The organism is Clostridium sp. D53t1_180928_C8, assembly GCF_015667795.1.
GTDB lineage: Bacteria > Bacillota > Clostridia > Clostridiales > Clostridiaceae > Clostridium.
In genome coordinates, this window is the sequence record NZ_JADPEL010000005.1 from 18,954 (window position 1) to 42,420 (window position 23,467).

The following is a 23,467-nucleotide window of genomic DNA, read 5'->3' on the forward strand; positions in this document are numbered from 1 at the left end:
ATAATCTTCATCATTCTTTCTTTGTTTCATCTTCTGTATTAGCTTGTTTATCATCTAAATACCATTTTGCTTCTGTTGTTGGATTACTTATAATTCCTGCAGCAACTAAAACTGCTAATATAGCATTAGTTATTTCTGTATATTCTTCCGGTACAATTTTCACACCAAAAGCATTTAGTATAAGAGGTATTAATGCAAAAATGGATACCCATAACCCATAATTTTTAAATCGAGCCCAATCAATTTTCATCTTACTCCCTCCTTCTTATACCAATATATTCTTTTGTTTTTATTATGTTCTATTCTAAATTAATTTCTTTTTTTATAAAACATAAATCCTAAAACTAAACTTGTTGTACCTATTAATAATTTTAAGCTTTCATTTTACTACTTTTTCATTAATTTCTTAATCAAAATATCATATCACCCTTATATAGTTATCTTTTTCATAATCAATACCATATTATCATCTTTACCTTTTATCAATATAAGTAAAATTATTATATTATAGTAATTTTATTAGATAAGAAATAAAGAGTTAAAAATTATTAAATAGAAATCATTGAAAAAATTTCTTTTATAACTCTTAACTCTTTATTGATTATTATATTGTAACTGTATATGAAGAATTAAATACTTCTCCAAGTTCTAATTTTTCAATACCAGCCTTATCTTTTAACTCTCCGTTAAAATCTTCAAGATCAGCATGTCCATACCAAGGCTCTATACATACAAAAGGTGCGCCTGTAGCTTTTGTCCATAATCCCATATAAGGGAATCCTGTGAAATCCATAGTTAATTTCTTATTGTGATTAACTGATTTTAAACTTATTTTTGTAGATTTTAAACTATCAAAAACCAAAGCATCATCTTTAAATGTCTCAAAGCTTAATGGAATTATATTATTATCATTAAAATATTCTTTTCTTTCTCTACTTACATAACCATCCTTAGTTATAAGCACAATATCACAATTTTCTTTTTCATTAAATTCAAAGTAATAATCTTCTATTATCTCTCCTGCCATCATAGGACACATAAATGCTGGATGAGCTCCTATTGAAAAATAAATTTCCTTATCATCCTTGTTTTCTACTGTATATGCTGTTATAACGCCATTTTCTACTAACGTATAAGTAATTTTTAATGAAAACTTATATGGATATACCTTTAATGTTTCCTCTGAATAAATTAATTCAAAACTAATCTTATTATCAGTTTTTTCAATCATCTCAAATTCCTTTAATCTAGCTAATCCATGTTGTGGTAAATTATACTCTTTTCCATCAACTCTATAAGTGCCATCTTTAACCTTTCCAACTATCGGAAATAATACTGGGGAATGATAACTCCAATATTTATTATTTCCATTCCATAAATATTCAGTTCCATCAGCTTTTGATGTAATATTATGAAGTTCAGCTCCTTTACTACTCACAATAATTCTAACTTTTTCATTTTCTAGTGTATATAGCATTTTCATCTCTCCTAATCACTTTTATTTTTATGATATCCTATACATAATTATATAATATCTTATTAAAATACTAAACAAAAAAACGTATTTAAAACAATAAATAATAAATATCTACTATTTTAAATACGTTAATACTATTCTAATGTACCTTTATAACCAAGGACTCCTTGTCCTAGATTATATAAATTACTAAATCCCTCTTCTTCTAGCATCTGACATGCTAATGCACTTTTATGTCCAGCCTTACAATAAACTAATATAGGCTTATCTATACTTTCTTTTAAGTCTTCAATTTCCCATTCTAATTCTTCAACTGGTATATTTATTGCATTAGGTATTTTACTTTGTTTATATTCATTATATCTTCTAACATCTATAATAATTAAATTTTCACAATCCTTAATTAAATTTTCAGCTTGTGTACTATTAATTGATTTAAATGAACTCATAACTGCACCTCTTTTGTAATTTCATATAAATTAATTATAGTAATAATAAATTTCATTTACAAGAAATTTATTTATCTATTGGTTTTACTGCATCTATTATAATTGAAACCATTCCTAACTTACCATTAGAATTTCTACTATCAAATCTATAGCTTCTACATATTTTCCCCTTTGATTCATCCCATTCTCTATAATGAAAATCACCTTGTTCATCACAATACTCTAAAAGCGTTACTTCAAAACCAGCACTTTCAAATACTTTTACCAATGTTTTATAATCATATATCACTTTATGTTCATATGCTGGATGAGATTCGTGTCCTGGTCCTCCTATTTTAACCATATTTTGATACCATTCATTTTTAAAATTTTTATCAGGAACTGCACATCTTATATAGCCACCCGGCTTTAAAAATCTATAGCAATTTTTTGCTGCTATTTCTCCATCTTCATAGGTCAAATGTTCCCATACATGTTCTGCTAGAATTGCTTCTATTTCATCATTTTTCAATAAATCATTCCATTGATCTATTGATAATAAATTCAAATCCTGCTCCTGAGTTGAAATCCATCCATTATATTTTGTTTTTCCTGCTCCTACAATTATTCTCATAATACTTCTCCCCCTAATACCTGTTTAAAATATATATTTTAAAATGAACACTTTTTACAATTAGTTAAATTTTTATCATTATATTGAATAATATATATTTTATACCATTCTTATCTATTAAGTAAATATCTTTAATATTTTTCATATAAATAATTATAATTCTTTTGTACTAATATCAATTAACAATTTAATACTTCAAAATTCATTGTGGTTGCTAAAAGCATTAATAGTATAGCAATAAATCTTTTATAGGTATCTCTAATTTCTTTTTCACTTCTATTTTCTCCTGTTTGTGATAAAGCAGTTTGATAATTATCATATAAAACCCCTGTAAATATTGATATTACAAATAAATATAGTATATTTGCTCCTCTCGGCACTTCTGTTAAATCTTGTAATGTCTCTGCATAATTAGTCGAATTTAATTGATCTAATATTTTTACTTTACTCCATTCAAGATATTGTATATTAAGTATAGAAGCATATATAACTAAACAAATTCCAAATTCCGATAAATTACTAATTCCTATTTGCTTAATTAGTTGATTTCTTTCTTCATCTGTGATGCTTGAATTAGTATTTGAACTCGTATTAGTATTTGAATTAGTATTTGTCTTATCTTTATTATTTTTACAATTTTTCATAAATCTAAATTTAAAATTACTTTTCATTACATCCTATTCAAATAAAAATATACAGTTACATATGCTACTTTATATTTTTTTATTATTAGCTATTAATTCTCTTACATAAAAATTATGTCTTTATAATATCATTATAAATTTGTTTTTTCTTAATAAATTTATCATTTTGGAATTGATTCCAATATTTTTTTGATAAATCATCATTTTTTCATTGTAAATATTTTACATAAGGCATATAATATTAATACGAAAGGGAATTGTTAGGAGGTTTTTCTATGGATAGTAATTATAATAATACAAAAGATTCATTTCAAATTTTTTTAGCAGAAAGAAATATTCCTGATCCTGAGGAATTATTAGGTAAAGCTCTAAAATATTTAAAAGACAAAGGAGAAAATGTTTCATTTAAAGGTTTTGATATAAATAACATAGCAATAGTTGAAATAAATGAAGTTTTATATAAATTTGATAAATGCTTTGGTCTTTGGCAATCTGCTAAATTCACTAAACTTCAAGAAGATCTTTCAAATACTATTCTAACAAAAAACACATCAAAAATTGAAAGTTTTTATTCTTAAAAGTATAGTAAAGGCGCACATCAAGTGCGCCTTATTTCTATATTCTTAATTATTTCTTTTCAACCTCAACTTTTTTTACCACTGTTTCTTTTGGTATTATCTGTTCTTTAGTCTTAGGTTGTGGTTTTGGAGGTGCTTTTTTTATAAAGCTTCCCTCTATACTTAACTCTTCTTTATTTTCTGAAATCATAAAAATTTCTTCTGTTAATGTTATAGCTTTTTTAGGACAAAAATCTTTACATAATCCACAAAATGTACATGATGTTAAATCAAAAGTCATTTTTATTTCTTGACCACCTTCTACTAGTTTCATTTCCTTAGTTATTGCTTCTCCTGCACATACTCTAATACATATTCCACATCCAATACACTTGTTTGAATCAAAAGAAAGCTTTCCTCTATAATTATCTGCTCCTTTTGCTTCCTCAATGGGCTCTTCATTAGTTAGTACAGGCTTAAATATATTAGATATTCCTTCTAAAAAGTAAGGAAGTTTAAACATAACTTTCATCCTCCCTCTTTTTATTTAATATTTCAACTGCTTCTAATATTCCCTTTGCAATAGCTTCTGGCTTTGGTGCACATCCTGCTACTGTTACATCAACTTTTGTCCATTTATCTAGAGGGCCATCTACAGAATAACTGCCCTTAAACACATTACATGATGCTGGACATGATCCTATAGATACAACAACCTTAGGTTCTGGAACTTGAGATAAAACTCGTAACATTCTATCTCTTGATTGAACTGTCACAGGACCTGTTACAACAACTATATCAGCATGTCTTGGCGAACCAGCAAGCTTTACACCAAATCTTTCAATGTCATACCTAGGTCCAAGTAATGCTACAAGTTCAATATCACACCCATTACAAGATCCTGTATTTACATGATATACCCAAGGAGATCTTTTTCTTCCCTTTTCAATTATTGACATTTTTATACCTCCTTAAAGATTAAAGCTTACTAATACATAGCTTAATAAAGATAATATTGTTGGAACTGTCCAATAAAATTTAAACATTTGATTAGTTTTATATCTTCCCATAAGGCCTCTAACTATTGATAAAAACATTATAGAAATAACTATCACTAAAATTATTAATATTATAGTATTAACTAATAAATCAATTCCTCTATTTCCTGTAGTTATACCTATTCCACCTAAAAATAGTACTACAAATAATGCAGTCATAACATAAATCTTTATATTATGTGTAAGTTTAAATAGCCCTAAGTGTAATCCACTATATTCTGCTAAAGGACCTTCACAAAGCTCTGTTTCAGCCTCTGCTACATCAAAAGGCGCTACTCCAATCTTTGCTGGTAATATCATTAAAAATGCAATTGCAGCTGGAATTAGAGATAAAGTAAAAATAAAGCTTCCGTTACTTTGTTGTGCACTAGCTATAGCTGATAAAGAATATGTTGTTCCTTCCCCCAATATTAAACCTGCTTTTTTACAAACAGCAAGTAATGATGTTATTAAGGGTAATTCATATGCAACCATTGCTACTACTTCTCTTGATACTCCAATTGATGCAAATGGTGATCCAGAAGCCATTCCTCCAACTATCATTGCTACTGCTGGTATAATTAATAAATAAATTATTACTACTATATCAGCTGTTCCACCAAAAAATGACCAATCATAAATAGGAAACAATGTTGGTATTATACAAATACTAACCAAGGCTATTATTGGTGATATAATAAATAAGCGTTCATTTGAATTTCTAGGTACTATAGTATCTTTTCCTAAAAGTTTTACGAAATCATAAAATGGTTGTGTAATTTTAGGTCCCCTTCTACGTTGCATTCTAGCTACTACTTTTCTATCTAAGCCAGACAAAAATAATCCCACAAGCATTGTAAAAATGAACCCTGGGAATATAATTAAATATATTAACTTACTCAAATATTCCATATTCCCACCTCCTATAAAATTATAATTGTAATCACACATACAATTACCAAAGTTACTATTATCCATAAAGAATAATCATTAACACTCCCACTATGAGCTTTCTGTATCTTATTAAAATATCCCTTTAATTGATATTTCATTCCCCAAAACAAATCATTAGCACCAATCTTTACATTTTCTCCCTCTTCTCCTCCAACATAAATATCATATTTACATGCAGAGTCTAAAGGTGCCTGCGAATAATTTACACCATTTGAACTATGATTTTCATATTTTTTAAATATTCTCATATCAAACTCACTATCTGATTTTTCATGCATTTCTTCTCCTGATTCACTACTTTTGAAAATAACAAACACTAAAATAGCAATCAATAATACTACAAAAAGTATTAAAAAATTAGTAGGATTATATATGCCATTTGTTAGGAATTCTACATCGACTATCTTATTAGCATTTAATCCCAAATTATAATTATTACCTAATGCTTCAAATATATATCCTGTTAAATTATATATACTCTTAACTACAGGAAGTAATAAATTATTAACTACAGTTTTAGGAAATAATCCAAATATAACTGTACCTAATGCTAATATTCCCATTGGAATCTTCATTGATATTGGAATCTCTTCTATATTTGCATACTCTGATTTCACTGGTCCAAAAAATGCAGAATGTCCAACTTTTATAAAAGAAGCTAAAGTAAGTGCTGAAACCACCACTGCTATAATGGATACTATTCCTAATGATCCACTAAATCCAGCCTCATATATCATCCATTTTGAAGCAAATCCATTAAAGGGAGGAATTCCACTAATTCCAGCTGCTCCAAATAAGAACATTGCTAAAGTAAATGGCATCCTTTTGCCTAGTCCCGAAACTGATTCTAGATCTGTAGTTCCAGTAGTATATAAAATAGCTCCGGCAGTTAAAAATAATAATCCTTTAAATATAGCATGATTAATCATATGATAGGTTCCACCAGTCATTGCTAAGACGCTTAATTCCCCTATTTCTACTATAGCAATACCTAATGCTGTTATAATATATCCAATTTGTGAAACTGAGTGAAATGCTAAAAGTCTTTTAAAATCATGTTGTAACAATGCCATTGATACACCTATTACCATTGTTATAACTCCCCAAACTAATATTAAATATCCTACTGGCTTATTTGATGCTAGTCCAAAAATCATAAATACTAATCTTATAATTGCGTATACTCCTGTTTTACTCATTACTCCTGAAAGTATCATTGAAATTGATGAAGGAGCTGCCATATGTGCATCTGTTGGCCATGTATGGCATGGAACCATAAATGCTTTAACTGCATACCCAACCATCATAAGTGAAAATGCTACTATTATTGTAGGACTCATTACATCTACACTATTTATTATTGCTGCTATTTCTGCCAAATTTAATGTTTTTGTTTCACTATATACTAAGCAAGTTCCTAATAAAATTAATGATGAACCTAAAGAACCTGTTACTATATATTTAAATGCTGCCTCTACTGATTTATCTTTATAATTTCTAAATGCAGTTAATGCAATAGCTGCAAATGTCATTATTTCAAGCATTACATACATATTAAATAAATCACCAGTAAATACAAAACCTATCATACTTGAAGTTAGCAACAAAAATAACACATAGTATTTTTCTAGCCCATTATCATGACTCATATATTTTAATGAATATACTACTGACAAAAGTGATGCTCCTGTAATTATTAATGCTAAAAATACTCCTAATGAATCTATTTCTAGTCCAATACCATAAGCACTTCCACTCATAGGAATCCAATTTCCCATCCAATTTACTATTACTTCACCGTTAATTAAAATAGGTTTAACTAATAATATTACACAAACAAATGATACTGCTGTTGCAATAACTGCAAGTGTTCTTTTAACTTTAATATATTTATCCTTAAATAATCCAAGTACAAAAGCTAAAACAAAAGGAGTCATTATGGCTATTATGGGAAGATTATTAATAAACTCTATACTCATCCTCTAATCCTCCTTATATCATCACTGTCTATACTGTTATAATGCTTCTTAATTTTAATTACGATAGATAATGCAAGTGCTGTAACACACGCACCAATTACTATAGATGTAAGAGTTAAGGCTTGAGGAATCGGATCTACAAAATAAGTACTGTTATCACTAAATATTGGGGCAGTACCATTAATTCTAAATCCAATTGAAATTAACAATAAATTAATTCCTGAATCTAAAATTCCCATCCCAATTACTATCTTGATTAAGTTTTTCTTCAAAAGAATTATTGCAAGTCCAATTACAATTAAAAGAAAAGCTCCAATATAATTAATTGTCATCTACTCCTCCTCCTTATTCTTTAAATTAGTTATCATAATTAATATTAAAAATGAAATACCTGCAAAAACTTTAAACCCTACAGCAAAATTCATCAAAAATATACTTCCTGATGAAAATAAATCTCCTGGATTACCCTTTTCAAGAATATTCCCAAAGAAAACCCCTGAACCTATTAATCCTATAAAGGCCAATATTATAAAGCCTAAAGCCCCAATATCTTCAGCAACTTTAAATGTATTTGCTGCAATGCCTTTATTTACTCCTTTAATTCCATAGCCAATATAGATAATAGCTATTGCCCCTGCAATTAGAACTCCTCCCTGGAATCCACCTCCTGGTGATAAATGACCATGGATTATAATATATAACCCTAATGTAAGCAAAATTGGTAATACTAAATTAGTACAAGATATTAAGATAGAATCTCTTCTCTTCCTCATATTATTTTTCCTCCTTTGCTTTTTTTTCTGGTCTTAAAACAGCTGCAACTCCACAAATTGCAGTAAATAATACTATGGCCTCTCCTAAAGTATCATATCCTCTAAAATCAAATACTGTTGCAGTAACTGAATTTATAGCCCCTGTTTCATTTATAGTTTCATCTACTATTATTTGAGATGCCTCTCCAAACTCTTCTGGCTTTAATCCCATTTTAAAACCTACAAAAACAAAAATAACAAGTAACAAGAAAAGAATTAAGTAAGTCATCTTTTTTCGCATTTTTCTTCCTCCTTAATCTTTTTTGTTTTAACTTTGTTTAAAGTTATTATAAAAATTACAGGAGTTAATATTGCTCCAACTGCAGCTTCAGCTATAGCAACATCTGGTGCTTTAAGTAGTAAAAACTCTAAAGCTAAAAAACCACCTAAAACAGCCATGGCAATAATACATTGAAGAATATCATCTAGGAAAAATACACAAATTGCTGATGCAATTAATCCAACTATTATTAAAGTATTTAATACATCAAAGCTACTCATTTATATCCCTCCCATAATGATCAAACTTTGTTTTTTCTGAAAGTCCTGCTTTAATTTTATATGCAGCTCTTGCCATTGCATGGGCACCTACAGGATTACTTATAAGTAAAAATACTACCATTATTAGAGATTTTATTCCTAAAGAAGTATTTCCACTTCCAAATCCATATATGCTACATGCTAATGCTATTGGCATTGCTCCCATTGTCGCTATATTAGTTGCACTTTGAAGCCTACAAAAAGTATCTGGCATTCTAATTACACCAATAACTCCTGCTAGAAGAAAGAAAATACCTATTACAAGCAATATACAAACTATTATTTCTAATATAGCCATTACAATTCCCCCTCTAAATATTTAGAAATTAATACAGTTCCAATAAATCCTAGAAGAGTTACTATAAGTCCAAGATCTAAATACATAGCTCTACCTTCTATTGCTCCAAATAAAATCATAATTATTCCTAAAATTATATCTATAGAGTCAGCAGCTAAAACCCTATCTATTACATTAGGCCCTTTAAATACCCTATATAATAAAACTAATGCCAGGATGGCTAAAAGTATTGAAACTACAGTAAATATAGAATTCATATTCATTATTTAAAAAGCCTCCTTACAAAATACTCAAATCTTCCCTTTATAATTTCTGACGCTTTATCAGTATCCTCTGTTTTTGCATCTATCCAATGAATATATAAAGCATTTTTATCTCCATCTTCATATATATCCATTGTTATAGTTCCTGGTGTTAATGTTATACAATTTGATAACATTGCTAGTCCATAATCTGAATTTAAATCCGTAGTAATCTTTACTATTCCAGGATTTATATTTAAATTCGGTGATAATGCTTTTATAGCCACAGTAAAATTAGCTTTTATTAATTCCCATATATAAACGGGAATAAAAATTATTAAATTTATAAATCTTAATTTTTTAAATAACCAAAATCCATCTTCTCTAGCGAAAAATGTACTTGAAAAACAAGAAACAATTACTGCTACAATTGCTCCTACTATAAGCTCTTGAGCTCCCAATTTTAAAATATTGAAATCTTGTATTAAAAATAAAATCCAAAATAAATATGATAAAATAAAAGTTCCAACAAATGCTGTCCATTTTTTCATTCATAACCACCTTCTATCTTATATTTTTTTTATTAACCACTCTGTAAACTCGTAAGTTCCACCTTCTTCTAATGAGTTAACTTTAAAAATCTTTGAATTTGGATTTCTAATAAGTGTTTGTTCTTTTACCTCATCTTCATTAAATTTAAAATACTGTATCATGTCATACTTTGTAAGTATCAAAGCATCTGCTTTTGAAAACATTAATGGATATTTAACTACTTTATCATCACCCTCTGGTATACTTAATAATGCAATCTTTAATACCTCTCCAATATCAAATTCTGCTGGACATACTAGGTTTCCTATGTTTTCAACTATAATAATATCTAGTTCATCTAAATTAAATTCTTTTATTATATTTTTTATAGACATAGCCTCTATATGACATGCACCTTGTGTATTAAGCTGAACAACAGGTATTCCTACTTCCTGAATTGCTTTTGCATCTATTGTTCCCTCTATATCTCCTTCTATTACACCAACTCTCAGCTGTTTCTCCTTAAGCTCTTCTATTAAATTCAGTATAAATGTTGTTTTCCCAGCACCTGGAGACCCCATTATATTAATCATTTTTACATTCTTTTCTCTAAGCTCTTCTTGTACTTCTTTATGACAATCCTCATTCCATTCTAAAATTTGCCTTACAACTTTTATTTTCATTTAATCAACCTCCATAGTATCTAAATAAAACTCTCTCCCTTTTGTAATTTCGTATATATTTCCTTTGCATTTTGGACAAACATAATTATTTTTCCCAATTTCACCCTCATAATTACATTTATTACACCTAATTGATACGGGTATTTTCTCTATATTTATCTTTGTATTTTCGGCAATAGTGTCTTTAGCAACTATATTAAAATAATATGATATACAACTTGGCACTAAATCTGTTAATTCTCCAACCTTTATATTTATTTCTTTTATACTCTTAACATTATGCTTTTTCCCTTCCTCTAAGCATATTTTAAGCAATCCTTGAGTTACTTCTAATTCATGCATAAATTACCTATCTAAACATGAGAAGCACGGATCTATACTAGCAACTATCAGACCAGCATCTGCAACAGTATTATTTTTTAACATTACTGGAACAGTCATTGCATTTTTAAAGGTTGGTACATGAATATTAACTCTCCCATTGGTTTGTCCTCCATTTGAAACTACATAGTAAGTTACCTCACCTCTTGGAGCTTCTGTTACCGCTATATACTCTCCTGTAGGAACCTTCGGAATCTTATTTCCTAAATTAATAGGTCCATCAGGCATATTTTTAAGAGCTTGTTCAATTATCTTGCAGCTTTCTTCAATTTCTATTAACCTTACAACTGCTCTTGAAAATACATCTCCATCATTTGCTATAGCTACATTAAAATCAAATTCTTCATAGCAATTATATGGCATAGTTTTTCTAACATCGAAATTAACTCCTGAAGCTCTTCCATGAGGACCACAAGCACCATAATTTAATGCATCATCCTTTGTTAATATTCCAACACCTTTAGTTCTTGCAGCTATACTTGAATCTTTAGCATAAACATTATAAATATTCTTATATTCATTTCTTAACTCTGCTATCATTTTTATTAATGTTTCTTTTTGTTCATTACTAATATCTCTTCTTGCTCCACCAACTATATTCATAGCATAATTAACTCTATTTCCTGATATAACCTCTAACATATCCATTATTTTTTCCCTTGATGCAAAGCACATCATAAACAAAGAATCAAATGCTACTATATGTGCTGCTAATCCTAACCATAAATAATGAGAATGTAATCTTTCTAGCTCACTTAATATTACTCTTATATAACTACCCCTCTTTGGAACTTCCATTCCAGCAATATTTTCTATTGCTAAACAATAAGTCATAGCATGTGAGTGTGAACAAATTCCACATACCCTTTCAACTAAAGTTATTGTTTGAATATAATTTCTAGTTTCAGTTAGTTTTTCTATCCCCCTATGGTTATATCCTATAAAAACCTCTGAATCATTAATAAGCTCCCCTTCAGTAAGAAGCTTAACATGTACTGGTTCTTCTAGCGCAGGATGATAAGGTCCTAATGGTAAAATGTAACTCAAGCCTTTCCCCCCTTTTAATTATCCTTCATTTTTTTGAGTTCATTTAATGGCATTATAAGTATTTGACCTTCACCATCTTTAAATTCCTCTGGCAAAAATAATCTTCCACTAAATATTAACCCTTCAAATTTTAATGGCATCATTTCTTGTATTTCTTCTTCAAACCACTGAGCCCCTTTATATATGTTAGTTACTGTAGGTAATATTGACTCTCTACTCACTTTATAATGCTTTCTAAAATCATCATATTCTAATGTATAAACTACTACATTGTTTTTCTCATTATCTACATAACCATTTATAGCTACTAATCTTCCTCCTTTATCCCTAACTTCTTGTACTTTTGATAAAATCTCTTTCTTTTGTATTTCCACTACACTAATATTACCCATAATACTCCCCCTTTTTAATTTTAAGGAAATTTTTATTATTTATGTATTTATTTTACATTATTACACTCTTTATTATACATAAGTTTAAAGCTTATTATAATATAAATATTGGATTTTTTTTTCAAATTACTAAACTTCTATATTTATTCTATTTTTATTAATAGTATTTTTTGTTTTATCTCTATAACTTTTATGCTATAATGTCTATATAATTAGTGTTAACATAGTATAATTTATAATAAAAGGAGTTTTTGCAATGGGTTTCAAAGATAAAATGACTAAATATTACTCTGATGCATACATGAATAAATACGGAGATAGAATGACGAGTGTTTCTGGTACAGTTTTATCAGTTAAAACTGAAACTAAAAGTTTTCTAGGAATTTTCAATAGATTACATGTTTGGCTAGTTGTTAAGTCTGATGCAGGTAAACAAATAGCTAAATGTGAATACAAAAGAAATAGATGGTTCAAAAAACCAGAATTTATTGATATATCTCAAGGTCACAAAATAATTGTTATGGGAATTAAAGGTGAAAAAGGTAAATCTAATTCTGAAGTAGTTGTTGCTTCAAATATAGCTAACTTAACTACAAGAAAAGACCTTCACCCATTTGACCATGGTCAAATAAAAAAAGCTAGACAACAAGCTACTAAAATGAGAACTAGATAGTTTAAATATAAAAAGAGATTTTGCAAAACGCAAAATCTCTTTTTTTATATTTAATAATAGGAAATAAATGTTTAAACGTCTTAATATATTTAATCTATTGATTTATCATTAAAATTTCCTTTTATTTTTTTCCTATGAAGTATGTCATACATTATAGGAACTATAAATAACGTTAAAACCGTTGCATAAGTTAATCCACCTATTGTTACTATTGCCATAGGTTGAATCATATCTGCTCCCATCCCTAATCCCATTGCTAAGGTAGAAAGACCTAAAATAGTAGTTAAAGCAGTCATTATTATTGGTCTTATTCTTGTTTTTCCTGCCACTACTAATGCTTCTTTCTTTTCCATACCTTCTATCCTAAGCTGATTAACATAATCTACAAATACTATTCCATTATTAACTACTATACCTGCAAGTATTAAAAATCCTAATATAGAAATCATATTTAATTCAAAGCCTGTAATAATTAAAGCTAAGAATCCTCCTGTAAAGGCAAGTGGTATTGTAAATAATACTATAAACGGTGATAATAATGATTGGAATTGAGCAACCATAATAAGATATATAAATACTATTGCTAACGCAATCATACTTATTAAATCTCTAAAAGCTTTATTCATGGCATCTTGCTCTCCACCAATTTCTATAGTATAACCTTCAGGAACATTATAATCTTTAAGCTTCTTTTCAACTTCATTACTAACCTTACCTACATTATGATTTGAATCTACTGCTGTTGTAACTGATAAGGATCTTACTTGCTCAACGTGATTAATTGATGATAATCCTTTTTCTTCTGTTATAGTTGCAATTGTACTTAATAACACTTCTTCTTCATTACCATTTTTATTTCCCTTAATTTTAATATCCTTTAAATTATCTCTCTTTAAAGCATTTTCATCATCTTGTGCTATTATTACAGGATAATCATTTGAATTTAAATTTATAGTTATTGATGAAGTTTCTAAAGATAATTCCTTTGCTACAGCTTGATAAACTTGTGCCACTGTTAATCCATACTCCATAGCTTTATTTTTATCAACAGTTATTCTTGTTTCCATTGATGAATCTTCTAATCCATCTGAAATTTCAATTGTTCCCTCTACTTCTCCAAGAATTTTTGATATATCTCCTGCAATATTTTTCAAAGTATCTAAATTATCACCTTCTATTGCTATACTTATTCCTGAATCTCCTAAGGCAGACATATCCATAGTTGATGTATTGACACTTATTTCACAGTTTAAATCTTTAGTCTTATCTTCTATAAGTTGCCCAACTTCTTTGCTAGATAACTTTTTATCCTCTTTTAAAATTATATAAAAAGAAATTGATTTACTATTTCCACCACCCATTAAACTCATTCCACCTGAGCTTTGCATAGCACCTATAGTTTCTATATCTTCAATATCTGATATCTTATCTATTACAGTATTACTCATTTCTCTTAATTCTTCTGTTTTAGTTTCCTTATCCATTTCCATAGTTACAGTAATTTGAGTACTATCCATGGTAGGTAAAAGTGAACTTCCCTTTGATATTGCAATAACAGTACTTCCTATTAATAATACAACTGCTAAAATTAAGAATACTGCTTTATGCTTTATGGAAAATCTTAAAGCTTTTTCATAATAAACTACAAGTTTATTAAATATCTTATGTTCTTTTTCAACTGACTTTTTAAGCATATTTGAAGCCATAGCTGGTACCAATGTTAATGCTACAATTAAACTTGCTAGTAAAGAATATGCTATTGTTAATCCCATATCAGTAAATAGTTGTCTTGATAATCCTTCTGTAAATACTATTGGTAAAAATACGCAAATAGTTGTGAGTGTTGATGCAAAAATTGCTCCTGCAACTTGTGTTGCACCTTTAACCGCCGATTCTACTGATGACATTCCTTCATTTCTAAGCCTATATATATTTTCAATTACAACTATACTATTATCCACTAGCATACCAACCCCTAAGGCTAAACCAGCTAATGAAATAATATTCATTGTTACTCCACTAAAATACATCATTACCAGTGCAAATAATAAACTTATTGGAATACTAAATGCAATTATTACTGTTGGTTTTACATTTCTTAAGAATATAAATAAAATTATTATTGCTAAAACTCCACCTAATATTAAATTACTTAATACTGATTGAACTACAATATTAATATATACTCCTTGGTCCTCAAGAGACGTTATGTGCATATCTTGATTACTTTTTTGAAGGGTTTCTATTGTCTTATTAATTTTATCTGAAACCTCTGATGTAGAGTAAGTACTCTGTTTTTGAAATGATAATATTATTCCATCATTCCCATTTATTTTTGCATACATTTCATCTGAATTATCAGTAAAGGAAACTTGTGCTACATCTTTAAGATATATATTTCCAATACCTTCTACATTAATATTAAATAATAATAAATTTTCTAATTCTTCTATAGACGAAAACTCTTCTCCCACTTTAACTAAATATTTTTCTTCTCCCTCTTTTATATATCCTGCAGGCATTGAAAAATTTTCTGCCATTAAAATATTAGATATAGTGTTTGAAGAAAGCGCTTCCCCTATACCTGCATTTTTATAAGCTTCATCTCTTGCTTCTTCAAACTCTTTTATACCTTTATCTAATTCCGATTCACTTGTTATAAGTCGTGCAGAAGCTTTACTTAACTCTTGATTTAATGTTAACTTTCCTATTTCTAATTCCTTTTCTTTTGCTACTAATGCAGTTAATTGAGCTTCTAAATTAGACTTTTGATTACTTATTTCTATTAATCCATTTTCAATATTCTCTAATCCTGTTATTAACTGTTCAAGCAGCTCTTTTTCTTTTTCAGTTAAATCAAATCCTAATTCTTGTTGCTTTTCTAATAACTTTTCTAAAATACTTTTCTTTGCTTCTATCTCTGTTTTTTGAGTTTCTAAATTATTTTGCGCTATTGCTAAACTATTAATTCCTTCTGTTAATTTAGTCTTTCCACTTTCAATAGCAGCTTCTACTTCTGCTAACTGTACTGCCTGCTCTTTTCCTTGTGATTCTAATTGTTCTTTTCCTGTAACTAATTGATTTTTAGCATTATCTAACTGTGCTTTTCCCTCAGCTAGTCCACTATCTATACTTGCTAAAACTTTATTATTAATTTCATCAATTTTATCTTGATTTAATTGAATTTTTAATTTTTCTTCAACTAAGCCTGTTGCACTTACAGATGCTACCCCTTCAATTTTTTCAAAAGCTGGTATTACTGTTTCATTAACCATTTTAGTTATTTCCTTAGTATCCATACTATTCACATCAACACTTGCAACCATTATAGGTAACATATCTGGATTCATTTTCATAAGCATAGGTATTTGGACTTCATCAGATAATTGAGCCTCTACCAAATCAATATAGCTACTCATTTCAATTAACACGCTATCCATATTTATACTTTGTTCAAATTCTAAAATTATAAGACTTGAATTTTCACTAGATATACTATTTATACTTTTCACTCCACTAGTTGTTGCAAGAGCTTTCTCTAAAGGCTTAGTTACAGTTATCTCAACCTTTTCCGGACTTGCTCCTGGATATGTTGTCATAACCATAACATATGGTAAATCTATACGTGGTAATAAATCTGTAGTCATTTTTGTAAATGAAATTATACCTAACAATATAACTAATATTACAGATACAAAAACTGTAAATGGTTTTTTTACACTGAATTTTGAAAGCATTATCTTCCTCCTAATTATTGGTATACTATCTAATTTTATATTTTTTATCCAATTATTACAACGAGGAGTTAAAATTTGTTACTTTTTATTTACAATGCTCACATTTAAAGTCTTTACCACTTTCATATACGGTTCCGCTATTTATTACTTTACTTCTAGCTAAAGTACTGCAAGAACTTTTAGTATGATACGTTTTTCCCTTTGGAGTCCAGAATACTAATTCTTCACTTTTTTCATTAAACATTTCATTTATATTATTAATTTCCTTGTTTATTTCTTTACTATTTTCCTTAACTTCTTTATTTTTTATACTTTCCTTAGATTCATTTATTAGAGCATTAAACATATTTTCAGAAGAATTATTAACTTCATTACCTACTTCTTCTTTTATTTCTTGCACTGAACCCATTATTTTTACTTCTTCACTACTTTTTATTTCCCCTATGTTATCTTTCCCATCTATAATTTCTATATCTTCACTTTCTTCATTTATTGTAGTAAGCGCTACTTCACTTAATACTTCATTCTCTATATGAACAGTATTTTTATTATAACTAGTTTTTGTATTATTTATTTCAACCATTTCTTCTTGTTCACTATTATTATTTTCTTTACTCCATTTTTTAAAAATAGATAAAGGTAAACTTTCAAGAACTGTTACTCCTGCATTTCTTCTTGTAAAATCACCTCTAAATATATATATAATGCAACCTATTACTAATATTGCTAATATTATTTCAATCATCCTTATTTACATCCTCTTTATCTTAATTTATTTTTAGAGTACTTAACACTATTGATTATACTATTAATACTATAGGTAAATAAAGCATTATTATGAACATTATTCATTTACTAACTTAAAACTTACATTATTAATAAAACCACACCATATATTTATTTAAATACATAGCGTGGTTAATAATTTTATTCTTTATTATATTTTTAATAAACTACTAATTCAGTATTATTAATTGCCTTTTCTACCATTGCATCTACATCTAAAACTGACTCTGCCTTTCTCATTGCTTCTAATTGTGGTTTAGTTTTTGGATGCTTTGGCACAAATATTGTACAACAATCTTCATATGGTAATATTGAAGTGTCATAAGTCCCTATTTCCTTGGCAATATCCATAATATCACCTTTATCCATTGCAATTAATGGTCTAAATACCGGTCTATCTGCACAGTCAGTACTCACTATTAAACCTTCCATAGTTTGACTTGCAACTTGACCTATGCTTTCTCCACTTGAAATTGATTGTACTCCGTACTTTTCAGCTAAACTACAAGCACATCTCATCATAAATCTTCTCATTAATATAGTTAATTCATCTTGTCTACACTTTTCCATTATATCTAATTGAATATCTGTAAATGGAACTATATATAAGTTAACTCTTTCTGTATAATTTGAAAGTATTTTTGCTAATTCTTTAACCTTATCCTTAGCTCTTTCTGATGTATATGGATGGCTGTGATAATATACACAATTAAGCTCTACGCCTCTTCTAGCCATTAAGTATCCAGCAACTGGCGAATCAATTCCTCCTGATAACATAAGCATTGTGCTACCATTCATTCCGTAAGGTAATCCACCAACACCTTTTATTTTATCTTTACTTGTAAATACATATGCTTTTTCTCTAATTTCAACATTTACTAAACATTCAGGATTTTTAACATTAACCTCTAATCCTTCTCCAAAGTGATGAAGTACATAACCGCCAACATCTCTAGACGTTTCAATAGAATTTAAGTGAAATTTCTTATTAGCTCTATTTGTTTCTATTTTAAATGTCTTTGGATTTGCTTCTTTAACTTTTCTTAAGGCTTCTTCCTTTATTGCAGTTAAATCTCTTTCCACTTCAGTAACTATACAAACTTCTGCAACTCCAAAAACTTTTCTTACTCTTTCTACTGCCGCATCTATATCTTCAGCCTTTATAAATCCTCTTCCTTGGTCTGTAATAAACTCAAACTGTAACCCAGAAAGTTTCTTTTCTATATTTTCTTTTAACTTTCTTTCAAACTTTCCTCTATTTAATCCTTTTAGGAATATTTCAGAAGCATATTTAACTAATATTAACTTATTGTTCATCTTTTTACTCTCCTTAAAAACACTAATGACTTTTTCAGTACATCAATTGTATAATCTACTTCTTCTTTTGTATTTTCATATGAAAAAGAAAATCTTATTGCAGATTCAATTTCTCTACTATTTAATCCTAAAGCTTTTATTACATAACTCCCATGTGCTGCACTACTTTTTGATGTACATGCAGATCCAGTAGCTACATATATCCCTGCTTCTTCTAATAAATGCAATAACACTTCAGCTCTTACACCTAAAAAAGATACATTTAAAATATAAGGGCTAAATCCTTCTACTCCGCTATTTACTCTAATATCATTTATTTCTTTTAATCTTTCAATAAAATATGATTTTAGCTCAGAAACTTCTGTATATCTTTTATTCATATTTTCAAAAGTTATTTTTGCTGCTTTCTCAAACCCAATTATTCCTGGAAGATTTTCTGTTCCAGCTCTAAACCCTTTTTCTTGATTTCCACCTGAAATAAGTGAATTTAATATTATTCCTTTCTTTATGTAAACTAATCCTGTACCTTTAGGTCCATGAATTTTATGTCCTGCTACTGTTAATAAATCTATTTTTGCCTTATTAACATCTATAGGTAGCTTTCCATATCCCTGAACATCATCTACATGAAATTTTGCTCTAGAACTTTTTTCCTTTATCAAATTCCCTATAGCTTCAATATCTTGTATAATTCCCATTTCATTATTAACATACATTATTGAAACTAAAACTGTCTCCTTACATATAGCCTCCTCTAAATCTTCTAATGAAATTCTACCCTCATTATCGACATCTAAATATGTAATTCTAACACCTTTTTCCTCTAGTTCTTTACATGTATTAATTATAGAATGATGTTCAAAAGTTGTTGTTATAAGATGATGACCTTGTTTAAGTAATCCCTTTAAAATTAAATTATTTCCTTCACTTCCACCAGATGTAAAATATATCTCATCCTTGTTGCATTTAATGGTAGATGCAAAATACTCTCTAGCTTCATTTAACCTTTTTTCACAATTAATTCCAATCTTATGTAAAGATGATGGATTGCCAAAATACTCCTTCATACCTTTACTTACTTCTTCTATTACTTCATCATAAGGCATAGTAGTAGCACTATTATCAAAATAAATATTCACTGACAATCACTCCTTTCTTTTAGTATTTACATCATAAGTAAAATTTAAAATTTTAATTTTACAAATTTACAACTTTCTCATTAGTAAAAGTTGTTTCATATTAATTTAAAATTCTATCATTTACTTTACTATAAGTAAACCATTTATACAATAAAATCTAGTATTCCTATCATTTTTCTATGAAATATATATTTTATTATATAGTTTTTCTTAAATATTATATAATTTTTGTAATTATTATTTCTAATAACAAAAAAAGCCAGGTTTTATTTCTAAATAATTCCTGACTTATTAATCATAATTGTCTATTTTTTTATTATTCCATTGCAATAAATTCAACTTTATCTACAAATTCTAATTGTTTTAATTCCTCTAGCATTTTGCTCAATTCAATTTTCATTGTTGATATATCAATAGTTAAGCTTAAATTTGCTAAATTATTAATTGGAATACCTTGATCAATAGTTAAAATATTTCCACCATGTTCTGAAATAAAGTTTAATATATTAGAAAGCACACCTTTTTGATGAGCTATTATCATATTAAAAGTTGCCTTTCTTCCGTTAGACATTTGTGAAAACTCAAAAACATAATCTTTATATTTATAATAAACACTTCTACTTATTCCCGCAAGCTTTGTAGCCTCTGTAATTTCCTTTACCTTGCCTTCTTGTAAAATTTTCTTTGTGTTAATTACCTTTTCAAATACCTCTGGCAAAACCTTTTTATCAATAACTAAATAATCACCGTTCATATTATTCACCTTTCAAAATTTTTGCCCCATGTTTATCTATTTTTAACTCTTTAATATCCCAATTAATCTCTTGTTTTTTCATAAATATCGTAAAATTATTCACAAAATCTATATCTTTACTATCAACAATTGTCATAACCGTTGGCCCTGCACCACTTAAAAAACAACTAAATGCACCAAGCTCTAACGCTTTATTATAAACTTCATCAAAATTATCAATGAGTTTACTTCTAAATCTTTCATGAATTCTATCTTTGCTTGCTTCTTTTAATAAAGCATAATTACCATTTGAGAAACATGATATTAATAGGGCAGCCCTCCCTATATTATAAACACAATCTCTAAACGAAACCTCTTTAGGTAGTATTGCTCTTGCTTTTTCAGTAGAAAGCTTAAACCTTGGAATTAATGCAACAAACTTAATTCCTTCTTTCACTTCTACACAATTATATAATGGCTTTTTATTATCTACCATTATTGTAGAAACTAATCCTCCAAAAATTGCTGGACATACATTATCAGGATGTCCTTCAATATCAACAGCTAAACTTAAAATTTCATCTTTGTTTATTTCTTTACCCATTAAAGCAAAAGCTCCTATAATTCCTGCTACTATACAACTTGAGCTTGAACCTAGTCCCCTTGATATTGGGATATCTTGCTTTATTATTTTAATCCTTATTCCTTTAAATTTAAAGTCATATTTATCAAAAATTTTCTTTATAGTCATAAAAATTATATTATTTTCATTCTGAAACTCTTTTTCTACACCCTCAAAGAATAGCCCCTTATTACTTTCAAGTGAAAATTCATATTCATTATATATACTTAAAGAAATTCCCAGCGAATCAAAACCAGGCCCCATATTAGCTGATGTCGCCGGTACTCTTACCTTAATCATTTTTAGCCCCACTTAAAAAATCAATTAAACTTTCTTTCATTTTATCCTTATCACATATTTCCTTATGAAGTACCTCTTTTTTATCTAAATCCTTTAGATTATTAGGTATATTAGTGTTAGTATTATTACTTAATATATTCAATATTTCAAATTCATCTTTTTTACTAATATCAATTCCTAACGCATTGCAAATGCTTCTTGGAAATTTATAAGGACTAGCTGTTGATGCAACTAATGCCTGCCTATAATCTGAAGTCTCTCTCCTATACTTATCCAATACTACATAGCCCACTGCAGTATGTGTATCCATTAAATACCCCTTACTATTATAAAGCTCTTTAATAGCTTCATAGACTTCATTTATATTTGCATAATTTCCATAAAAATCACTTAAAAACTCTTTTGCCCTTTTTGAAATTGAATATGCCCCTTTATTACTCAACTCCTCCATAAGTTTCTTAGTTTCTACTGAATCCCTATTATTAGCCTCAAATAATAGCCTTTCCAAATTTGATGAGATTAAAATATCCATTGATGGTGATTCTGTTAATATTAACTCTCTTCTCTTATCATATAGCCCTGTATTTAAGAAGTCTGTTAATACATTATTTTCATTAGATGAACATATTAACTTTCCTATAGGTAGCCCCATTCTTTTCCCATAGTAAGCTGCTAATATATTACCAAAGTTCCCAGTTGGAACTACTACATTTATTTCATCGCCCTCTTTTATTTTTTGCTTATTAACTAAATCAAAGTAACCATAAAAATAATAAACAATTTGTGGTATTAACCTACCAATATTAATTGAATTAGCTGAAGATAGTAAAAATCCATCTTTTTTTAATTTATTCTTTAATTCATTATCACTAAATATTGTTTTAACTCCACTTTGTGCATTATCGAAATTGCCCCTAATTCCGATTACTTTTACATTATTACCTTCTTGTGTTACCATTTGCTTTTGCTGAATTTCACTTACACCTTTTTCTGGATAATAAACTACAACCTTAAATCCATCTACATTACTAAATCCATTTAATGCAGCCTTACCAGTATCTCCAGAAGTAGCTGTTAATATAACTATTTCTTGATTAATATTTTCCTTTTTCTTTGCTACCTTCATTATTTGTGGTAAAAATAATAGTGCAGCATCCTTAAAAGCTGATGTAGGTCCATGATATAGCTCTAAAAAATTCTTTTCTTCTTTTACAAAGAATTTTTTATTATACGCTTCCTTTATTACCTCTTTTAAACTTTTATTATCAATATCATCAAAAAATTCTCCAATTATTTTATATGCTAATTCTTCATAAGAAAGCCCCATTTTCTTTTTCAAATCATCATATAAATTTGGAAATTCTATCGGAACATATAACCCTCCATCATCTGCAATGCCCTTTATAATTGCTTCAGAAGATGAAATAATTTCCCCTTTTCCTCTAGTACTTATAAATTTCATTTTACCCCCCCAATAACTTTATTTATTTTTCACTCCTCTGTATTATATTTCTATTTTTAAGC

General features: G+C 28.2%; 29 protein-coding genes. 2 read left to right on the top strand and 27 right to left on the bottom strand.

Annotation, left to right across the window (positions count from 1 at the left end):
• Nucleotides 1–10 precede the first annotated feature (10 nt).
• The 5 genes from I4V51_RS05205 to I4V51_RS05225 form a co-directional block, all read right to left on the bottom strand.
• Nucleotides 11–250, bottom strand: coding sequence for a phage holin (locus I4V51_RS05205; RefSeq protein ID WP_195987258.1), 240 nt, complete (start codon nt 248–250; stop codon nt 11–13).
• Nucleotides 251–604: 354 nt separating this feature from the next.
• Nucleotides 605–1,477, bottom strand: a complete 873-nt coding sequence (locus tag I4V51_RS05210) for an aldose 1-epimerase family protein (protein ID WP_195987259.1) — start codon at nt 1,475–1,477, stop codon at nt 605–607.
• Nucleotides 1,478–1,611: 134 nt separating this feature from the next.
• Nucleotides 1,612–1,926: a rhodanese-like domain-containing protein gene (locus I4V51_RS05215; RefSeq protein WP_195987260.1), complete on the bottom strand. Its 315-nt coding sequence runs from the start codon at nt 1,924–1,926 to the stop codon at nt 1,612–1,614.
• A 67-nt stretch (nt 1,927–1,993) separates the two neighbouring features.
• The gene (locus I4V51_RS05220; RefSeq protein WP_195987261.1) at nt 1,994–2,539 is read right to left on the bottom strand and encodes a methyltransferase domain-containing protein; all 546 of its coding nucleotides are present in this window, start codon (nt 2,537–2,539) and stop codon (nt 1,994–1,996) included.
• A 179-nt stretch (nt 2,540–2,718) separates the two neighbouring features.
• On the bottom strand, nt 2,719–3,210 hold the full coding sequence (locus tag I4V51_RS05225) for a hypothetical protein (protein WP_195987262.1): 492 nt from the start codon (nt 3,208–3,210) through the stop codon (nt 2,719–2,721).
• Nucleotides 3,211–3,458: 248 nt separating this feature from the next.
• Here I4V51_RS05225 and I4V51_RS05230 point away from each other — a divergent pair, with 248 nt between their 5' ends.
• Nucleotides 3,459–3,761: a hypothetical protein gene (locus I4V51_RS05230; protein ID WP_195987263.1), complete on the top strand. Its 303-nt coding sequence runs from the start codon at nt 3,459–3,461 to the stop codon at nt 3,759–3,761.
• Nucleotides 3,762–3,810: 49 nt separating this feature from the next.
• On the opposite strand, the gene I4V51_RS05235 is transcribed toward I4V51_RS05230, so the two are convergent.
• Genes I4V51_RS05235 through I4V51_RS05305 form a run of 15 tightly spaced genes read right to left on the bottom strand, consistent with a single transcriptional unit; the run spans nt 3,811 to nt 12,636 of the window.
• The gene (locus I4V51_RS05235) at nt 3,811–4,263 is read right to left on the bottom strand and encodes a 4Fe-4S binding protein (protein ID WP_195987264.1); all 453 of its coding nucleotides are present in this window, start codon (nt 4,261–4,263) and stop codon (nt 3,811–3,813) included.
• Entirely contained in the window at nt 4,256–4,699 is a 444-nt protein-coding gene (locus tag I4V51_RS05240; protein WP_195987265.1) for an NADH-quinone oxidoreductase subunit B family protein, read from the bottom strand. Before I4V51_RS05240 ends, I4V51_RS05235 begins: the two co-directional genes overlap by 8 nt.
• 12 nt (nt 4,700–4,711) lie before the next feature.
• Nucleotides 4,712–5,689: a complex I subunit 1 family protein gene (locus I4V51_RS05245; protein ID WP_195987266.1), complete on the bottom strand. Its 978-nt coding sequence runs from the start codon at nt 5,687–5,689 to the stop codon at nt 4,712–4,714.
• A gap of 11 nt (nt 5,690–5,700) precedes the next feature.
• Nucleotides 5,701–7,710, bottom strand: coding sequence for a proton-conducting transporter membrane subunit (locus I4V51_RS05250; RefSeq protein WP_195987267.1), 2,010 nt, complete (start codon nt 7,708–7,710; stop codon nt 5,701–5,703).
• Nucleotides 7,707–8,042, bottom strand: coding sequence for a sodium:proton antiporter (locus I4V51_RS05255; protein ID WP_195987268.1), 336 nt, complete (start codon nt 8,040–8,042; stop codon nt 7,707–7,709). Before I4V51_RS05255 ends, I4V51_RS05250 begins: the two co-directional genes overlap by 4 nt.
• A complete protein-coding gene (locus I4V51_RS05260) occupies nt 8,043–8,483 on the bottom strand; it encodes an MnhB domain-containing protein (protein WP_195987269.1) in 441 nt (146 codons plus the stop codon).
• Between the two features lies 1 nt (nt 8,484).
• Nucleotides 8,485–8,763 carry a hydrogen gas-evolving membrane-bound hydrogenase subunit E gene (gene mbhE, locus I4V51_RS05265; protein ID WP_195987270.1) on the bottom strand — a complete coding sequence of 93 codons (279 nt, stop codon included), beginning with the start codon at nt 8,761–8,763 and terminating at the stop codon, nt 8,485–8,487.
• Nucleotides 8,748–9,023: a hydrogenase subunit MbhD domain-containing protein gene (locus tag I4V51_RS05270; protein WP_195987271.1), complete on the bottom strand. Its 276-nt coding sequence runs from the start codon at nt 9,021–9,023 to the stop codon at nt 8,748–8,750. Before I4V51_RS05270 ends, mbhE begins: the two co-directional genes overlap by 16 nt.
• Nucleotides 9,016–9,360 carry a monovalent cation/H(+) antiporter subunit G gene (mnhG, locus tag I4V51_RS05275; protein WP_195987272.1) on the bottom strand — a complete coding sequence of 115 codons (345 nt, stop codon included), beginning with the start codon at nt 9,358–9,360 and terminating at the stop codon, nt 9,016–9,018. Before mnhG ends, I4V51_RS05270 begins: the two co-directional genes overlap by 8 nt.
• A complete protein-coding gene (locus I4V51_RS05280; RefSeq protein WP_195987273.1) occupies nt 9,360–9,623 on the bottom strand; it encodes a monovalent cation/H+ antiporter complex subunit F in 264 nt (87 codons plus the stop codon). The genes mnhG and I4V51_RS05280 overlap by 1 nt, the downstream gene beginning before the upstream one ends.
• Nucleotides 9,623–10,153 (bottom strand): Na+/H+ antiporter subunit E, encoded by a 531-nt coding sequence (locus I4V51_RS05285; RefSeq protein ID WP_195987274.1) that lies wholly within the window; start codon nt 10,151–10,153, stop codon nt 9,623–9,625. Before I4V51_RS05285 ends, I4V51_RS05280 begins: the two co-directional genes overlap by 1 nt.
• An 18-nt stretch (nt 10,154–10,171) precedes the next feature.
• On the bottom strand, nt 10,172–10,816 hold the full coding sequence (gene hypB / locus I4V51_RS05290; RefSeq protein ID WP_195987275.1) for a hydrogenase nickel incorporation protein HypB: 645 nt from the start codon (nt 10,814–10,816) through the stop codon (nt 10,172–10,174).
• Nucleotides 10,817–11,158 carry a hydrogenase maturation nickel metallochaperone HypA gene (gene hypA, locus I4V51_RS05295; RefSeq protein ID WP_195987276.1) on the bottom strand — a complete coding sequence of 114 codons (342 nt, stop codon included), beginning with the start codon at nt 11,156–11,158 and terminating at the stop codon, nt 10,817–10,819. It lies immediately after the preceding gene.
• 3 nt (nt 11,159–11,161) lie between these two features.
• A complete protein-coding gene (locus I4V51_RS05300) occupies nt 11,162–12,244 on the bottom strand; it encodes a nickel-dependent hydrogenase large subunit (protein ID WP_195987277.1) in 1,083 nt (360 codons plus the stop codon).
• Nucleotides 12,245–12,258: 14 nt separating this feature from the next.
• Nucleotides 12,259–12,636: an NADH-quinone oxidoreductase subunit C gene (locus tag I4V51_RS05305; RefSeq protein WP_195987278.1), complete on the bottom strand. Its 378-nt coding sequence runs from the start codon at nt 12,634–12,636 to the stop codon at nt 12,259–12,261.
• A 256-nt stretch (nt 12,637–12,892) separates the two neighbouring features.
• Between I4V51_RS05305 and I4V51_RS05310 the strand changes: the two genes are divergently transcribed.
• The gene (locus I4V51_RS05310; RefSeq protein WP_195987279.1) at nt 12,893–13,309 is read left to right on the top strand and encodes a hypothetical protein; all 417 of its coding nucleotides are present in this window, start codon (nt 12,893–12,895) and stop codon (nt 13,307–13,309) included.
• Between the two features lie 89 nt (nt 13,310–13,398).
• Here I4V51_RS05310 and I4V51_RS05315 read toward each other — a convergent pair whose 3' ends face one another.
• From I4V51_RS05315 to thrC, 7 genes are all read right to left on the bottom strand, one after another.
• Nucleotides 13,399–17,046, bottom strand: coding sequence for an efflux RND transporter permease subunit (locus I4V51_RS05315; protein WP_195987280.1), 3,648 nt, complete (start codon nt 17,044–17,046; stop codon nt 13,399–13,401).
• A gap of 85 nt (nt 17,047–17,131) precedes the next feature.
• Nucleotides 17,132–17,791 carry a hypothetical protein gene (locus I4V51_RS05320; protein WP_195987281.1) on the bottom strand — a complete coding sequence of 220 codons (660 nt, stop codon included), beginning with the start codon at nt 17,789–17,791 and terminating at the stop codon, nt 17,132–17,134.
• Between the two features lie 200 nt (nt 17,792–17,991).
• On the bottom strand, nt 17,992–19,149 hold the full coding sequence (thiI, locus tag I4V51_RS05325; protein ID WP_195987282.1) for a tRNA uracil 4-sulfurtransferase ThiI: 1,158 nt from the start codon (nt 19,147–19,149) through the stop codon (nt 17,992–17,994).
• A complete protein-coding gene (locus I4V51_RS05330; protein ID WP_195987283.1) occupies nt 19,146–20,288 on the bottom strand; it encodes a cysteine desulfurase family protein in 1,143 nt (380 codons plus the stop codon). The genes thiI and I4V51_RS05330 overlap by 4 nt, the downstream gene beginning before the upstream one ends.
• Before the next feature lie 316 nt (nt 20,289–20,604).
• A complete protein-coding gene (locus I4V51_RS05335) occupies nt 20,605–21,042 on the bottom strand; it encodes an ACT domain-containing protein (RefSeq protein ID WP_195987284.1) in 438 nt (145 codons plus the stop codon).
• Nucleotide 21,043: 1 nt separating this feature from the next.
• Nucleotides 21,044–21,943: a homoserine kinase gene (gene thrB, locus I4V51_RS05340; RefSeq protein WP_195987285.1), complete on the bottom strand. Its 900-nt coding sequence runs from the start codon at nt 21,941–21,943 to the stop codon at nt 21,044–21,046.
• A complete protein-coding gene (thrC, locus tag I4V51_RS05345; protein WP_195987286.1) occupies nt 21,936–23,405 on the bottom strand; it encodes a threonine synthase in 1,470 nt (489 codons plus the stop codon). The genes thrB and thrC overlap by 8 nt, the downstream gene beginning before the upstream one ends.
• Between the last annotated feature and the right edge of the window lie 62 nt (nt 23,406–23,467).

Coding starts and splice junctions, on each gene's coding strand:
- I4V51_RS05250 (WP_195987267.1), bottom strand. CDS start 7,710: ATGAGTATAGAGTTTATTAATAATCTTCCCATAATAGCCATAATGACT.
- I4V51_RS05255 (WP_195987268.1), bottom strand. CDS start 8,042: ATGACAATTAATTATATTGGAGCTTTTCTTTTAATTGTAATTGGACTT.
- I4V51_RS05280 (WP_195987273.1), bottom strand. CDS start 9,623: ATGAATATGAATTCTATATTTACTGTAGTTTCAATACTTTTAGCCATC.
- I4V51_RS05270 (WP_195987271.1), bottom strand. CDS start 9,023: ATGAGTAGCTTTGATGTATTAAATACTTTAATAATAGTTGGATTAATT.
- I4V51_RS05210 (WP_195987259.1), bottom strand. CDS start 1,477: ATGCTATATACACTAGAAAATGAAAAAGTTAGAATTATTGTGAGTAGT.
- I4V51_RS05310 (WP_195987279.1), top strand. CDS start 12,893: ATGGGTTTCAAAGATAAAATGACTAAATATTACTCTGATGCATACATG.
- thrC (WP_195987286.1), bottom strand. CDS start 23,405: ATGAAATTTATAAGTACTAGAGGAAAAGGGGAAATTATTTCATCTTCT.
- I4V51_RS05235 (WP_195987264.1), bottom strand. CDS start 4,263: ATGTTTAAACTTCCTTACTTTTTAGAAGGAATATCTAATATATTTAAG.
- I4V51_RS05215 (WP_195987260.1), bottom strand. CDS start 1,926: ATGAGTTCATTTAAATCAATTAATAGTACACAAGCTGAAAATTTAATT.
- I4V51_RS05315 (WP_195987280.1), bottom strand. CDS start 17,046: ATGCTTTCAAAATTCAGTGTAAAAAAACCATTTACAGTTTTTGTATCT.
- hypB (WP_195987275.1), bottom strand. CDS start 10,816: ATGAAAATAAAAGTTGTAAGGCAAATTTTAGAATGGAATGAGGATTGT.
- I4V51_RS05285 (WP_195987274.1), bottom strand. CDS start 10,153: ATGAAAAAATGGACAGCATTTGTTGGAACTTTTATTTTATCATATTTA.
- I4V51_RS05320 (WP_195987281.1), bottom strand. CDS start 17,791: ATGATTGAAATAATATTAGCAATATTAGTAATAGGTTGCATTATATAT.
- I4V51_RS05335 (WP_195987284.1), bottom strand. CDS start 21,042: ATGAACGGTGATTATTTAGTTATTGATAAAAAGGTTTTGCCAGAGGTA.
- I4V51_RS05240 (WP_195987265.1), bottom strand. CDS start 4,699: ATGTCAATAATTGAAAAGGGAAGAAAAAGATCTCCTTGGGTATATCAT.
- I4V51_RS05220 (WP_195987261.1), bottom strand. CDS start 2,539: ATGAGAATAATTGTAGGAGCAGGAAAAACAAAATATAATGGATGGATT.
- thiI (WP_195987282.1), bottom strand. CDS start 19,149: ATGAACAATAAGTTAATATTAGTTAAATATGCTTCTGAAATATTCCTA.
- I4V51_RS05260 (WP_195987269.1), bottom strand. CDS start 8,483: ATGAGGAAGAGAAGAGATTCTATCTTAATATCTTGTACTAATTTAGTA.
- I4V51_RS05205 (WP_195987258.1), bottom strand. CDS start 250: ATGAAAATTGATTGGGCTCGATTTAAAAATTATGGGTTATGGGTATCC.
- I4V51_RS05245 (WP_195987266.1), bottom strand. CDS start 5,689: ATGGAATATTTGAGTAAGTTAATATATTTAATTATATTCCCAGGGTTC.
- hypA (WP_195987276.1), bottom strand. CDS start 11,158: ATGCATGAATTAGAAGTAACTCAAGGATTGCTTAAAATATGCTTAGAG.
- thrB (WP_195987285.1), bottom strand. CDS start 21,943: ATGATTAAGGTAAGAGTACCGGCGACATCAGCTAATATGGGGCCTGGT.
- I4V51_RS05225 (WP_195987262.1), bottom strand. CDS start 3,210: ATGAAAAGTAATTTTAAATTTAGATTTATGAAAAATTGTAAAAATAAT.
- mbhE (WP_195987270.1), bottom strand. CDS start 8,763: ATGCGAAAAAAGATGACTTACTTAATTCTTTTCTTGTTACTTGTTATT.
- mnhG (WP_195987272.1), bottom strand. CDS start 9,360: ATGGCTATATTAGAAATAATAGTTTGTATATTGCTTGTAATAGGTATT.
- I4V51_RS05305 (WP_195987278.1), bottom strand. CDS start 12,636: ATGGGTAATATTAGTGTAGTGGAAATACAAAAGAAAGAGATTTTATCA.
- I4V51_RS05230 (WP_195987263.1), top strand. CDS start 3,459: ATGGATAGTAATTATAATAATACAAAAGATTCATTTCAAATTTTTTTA.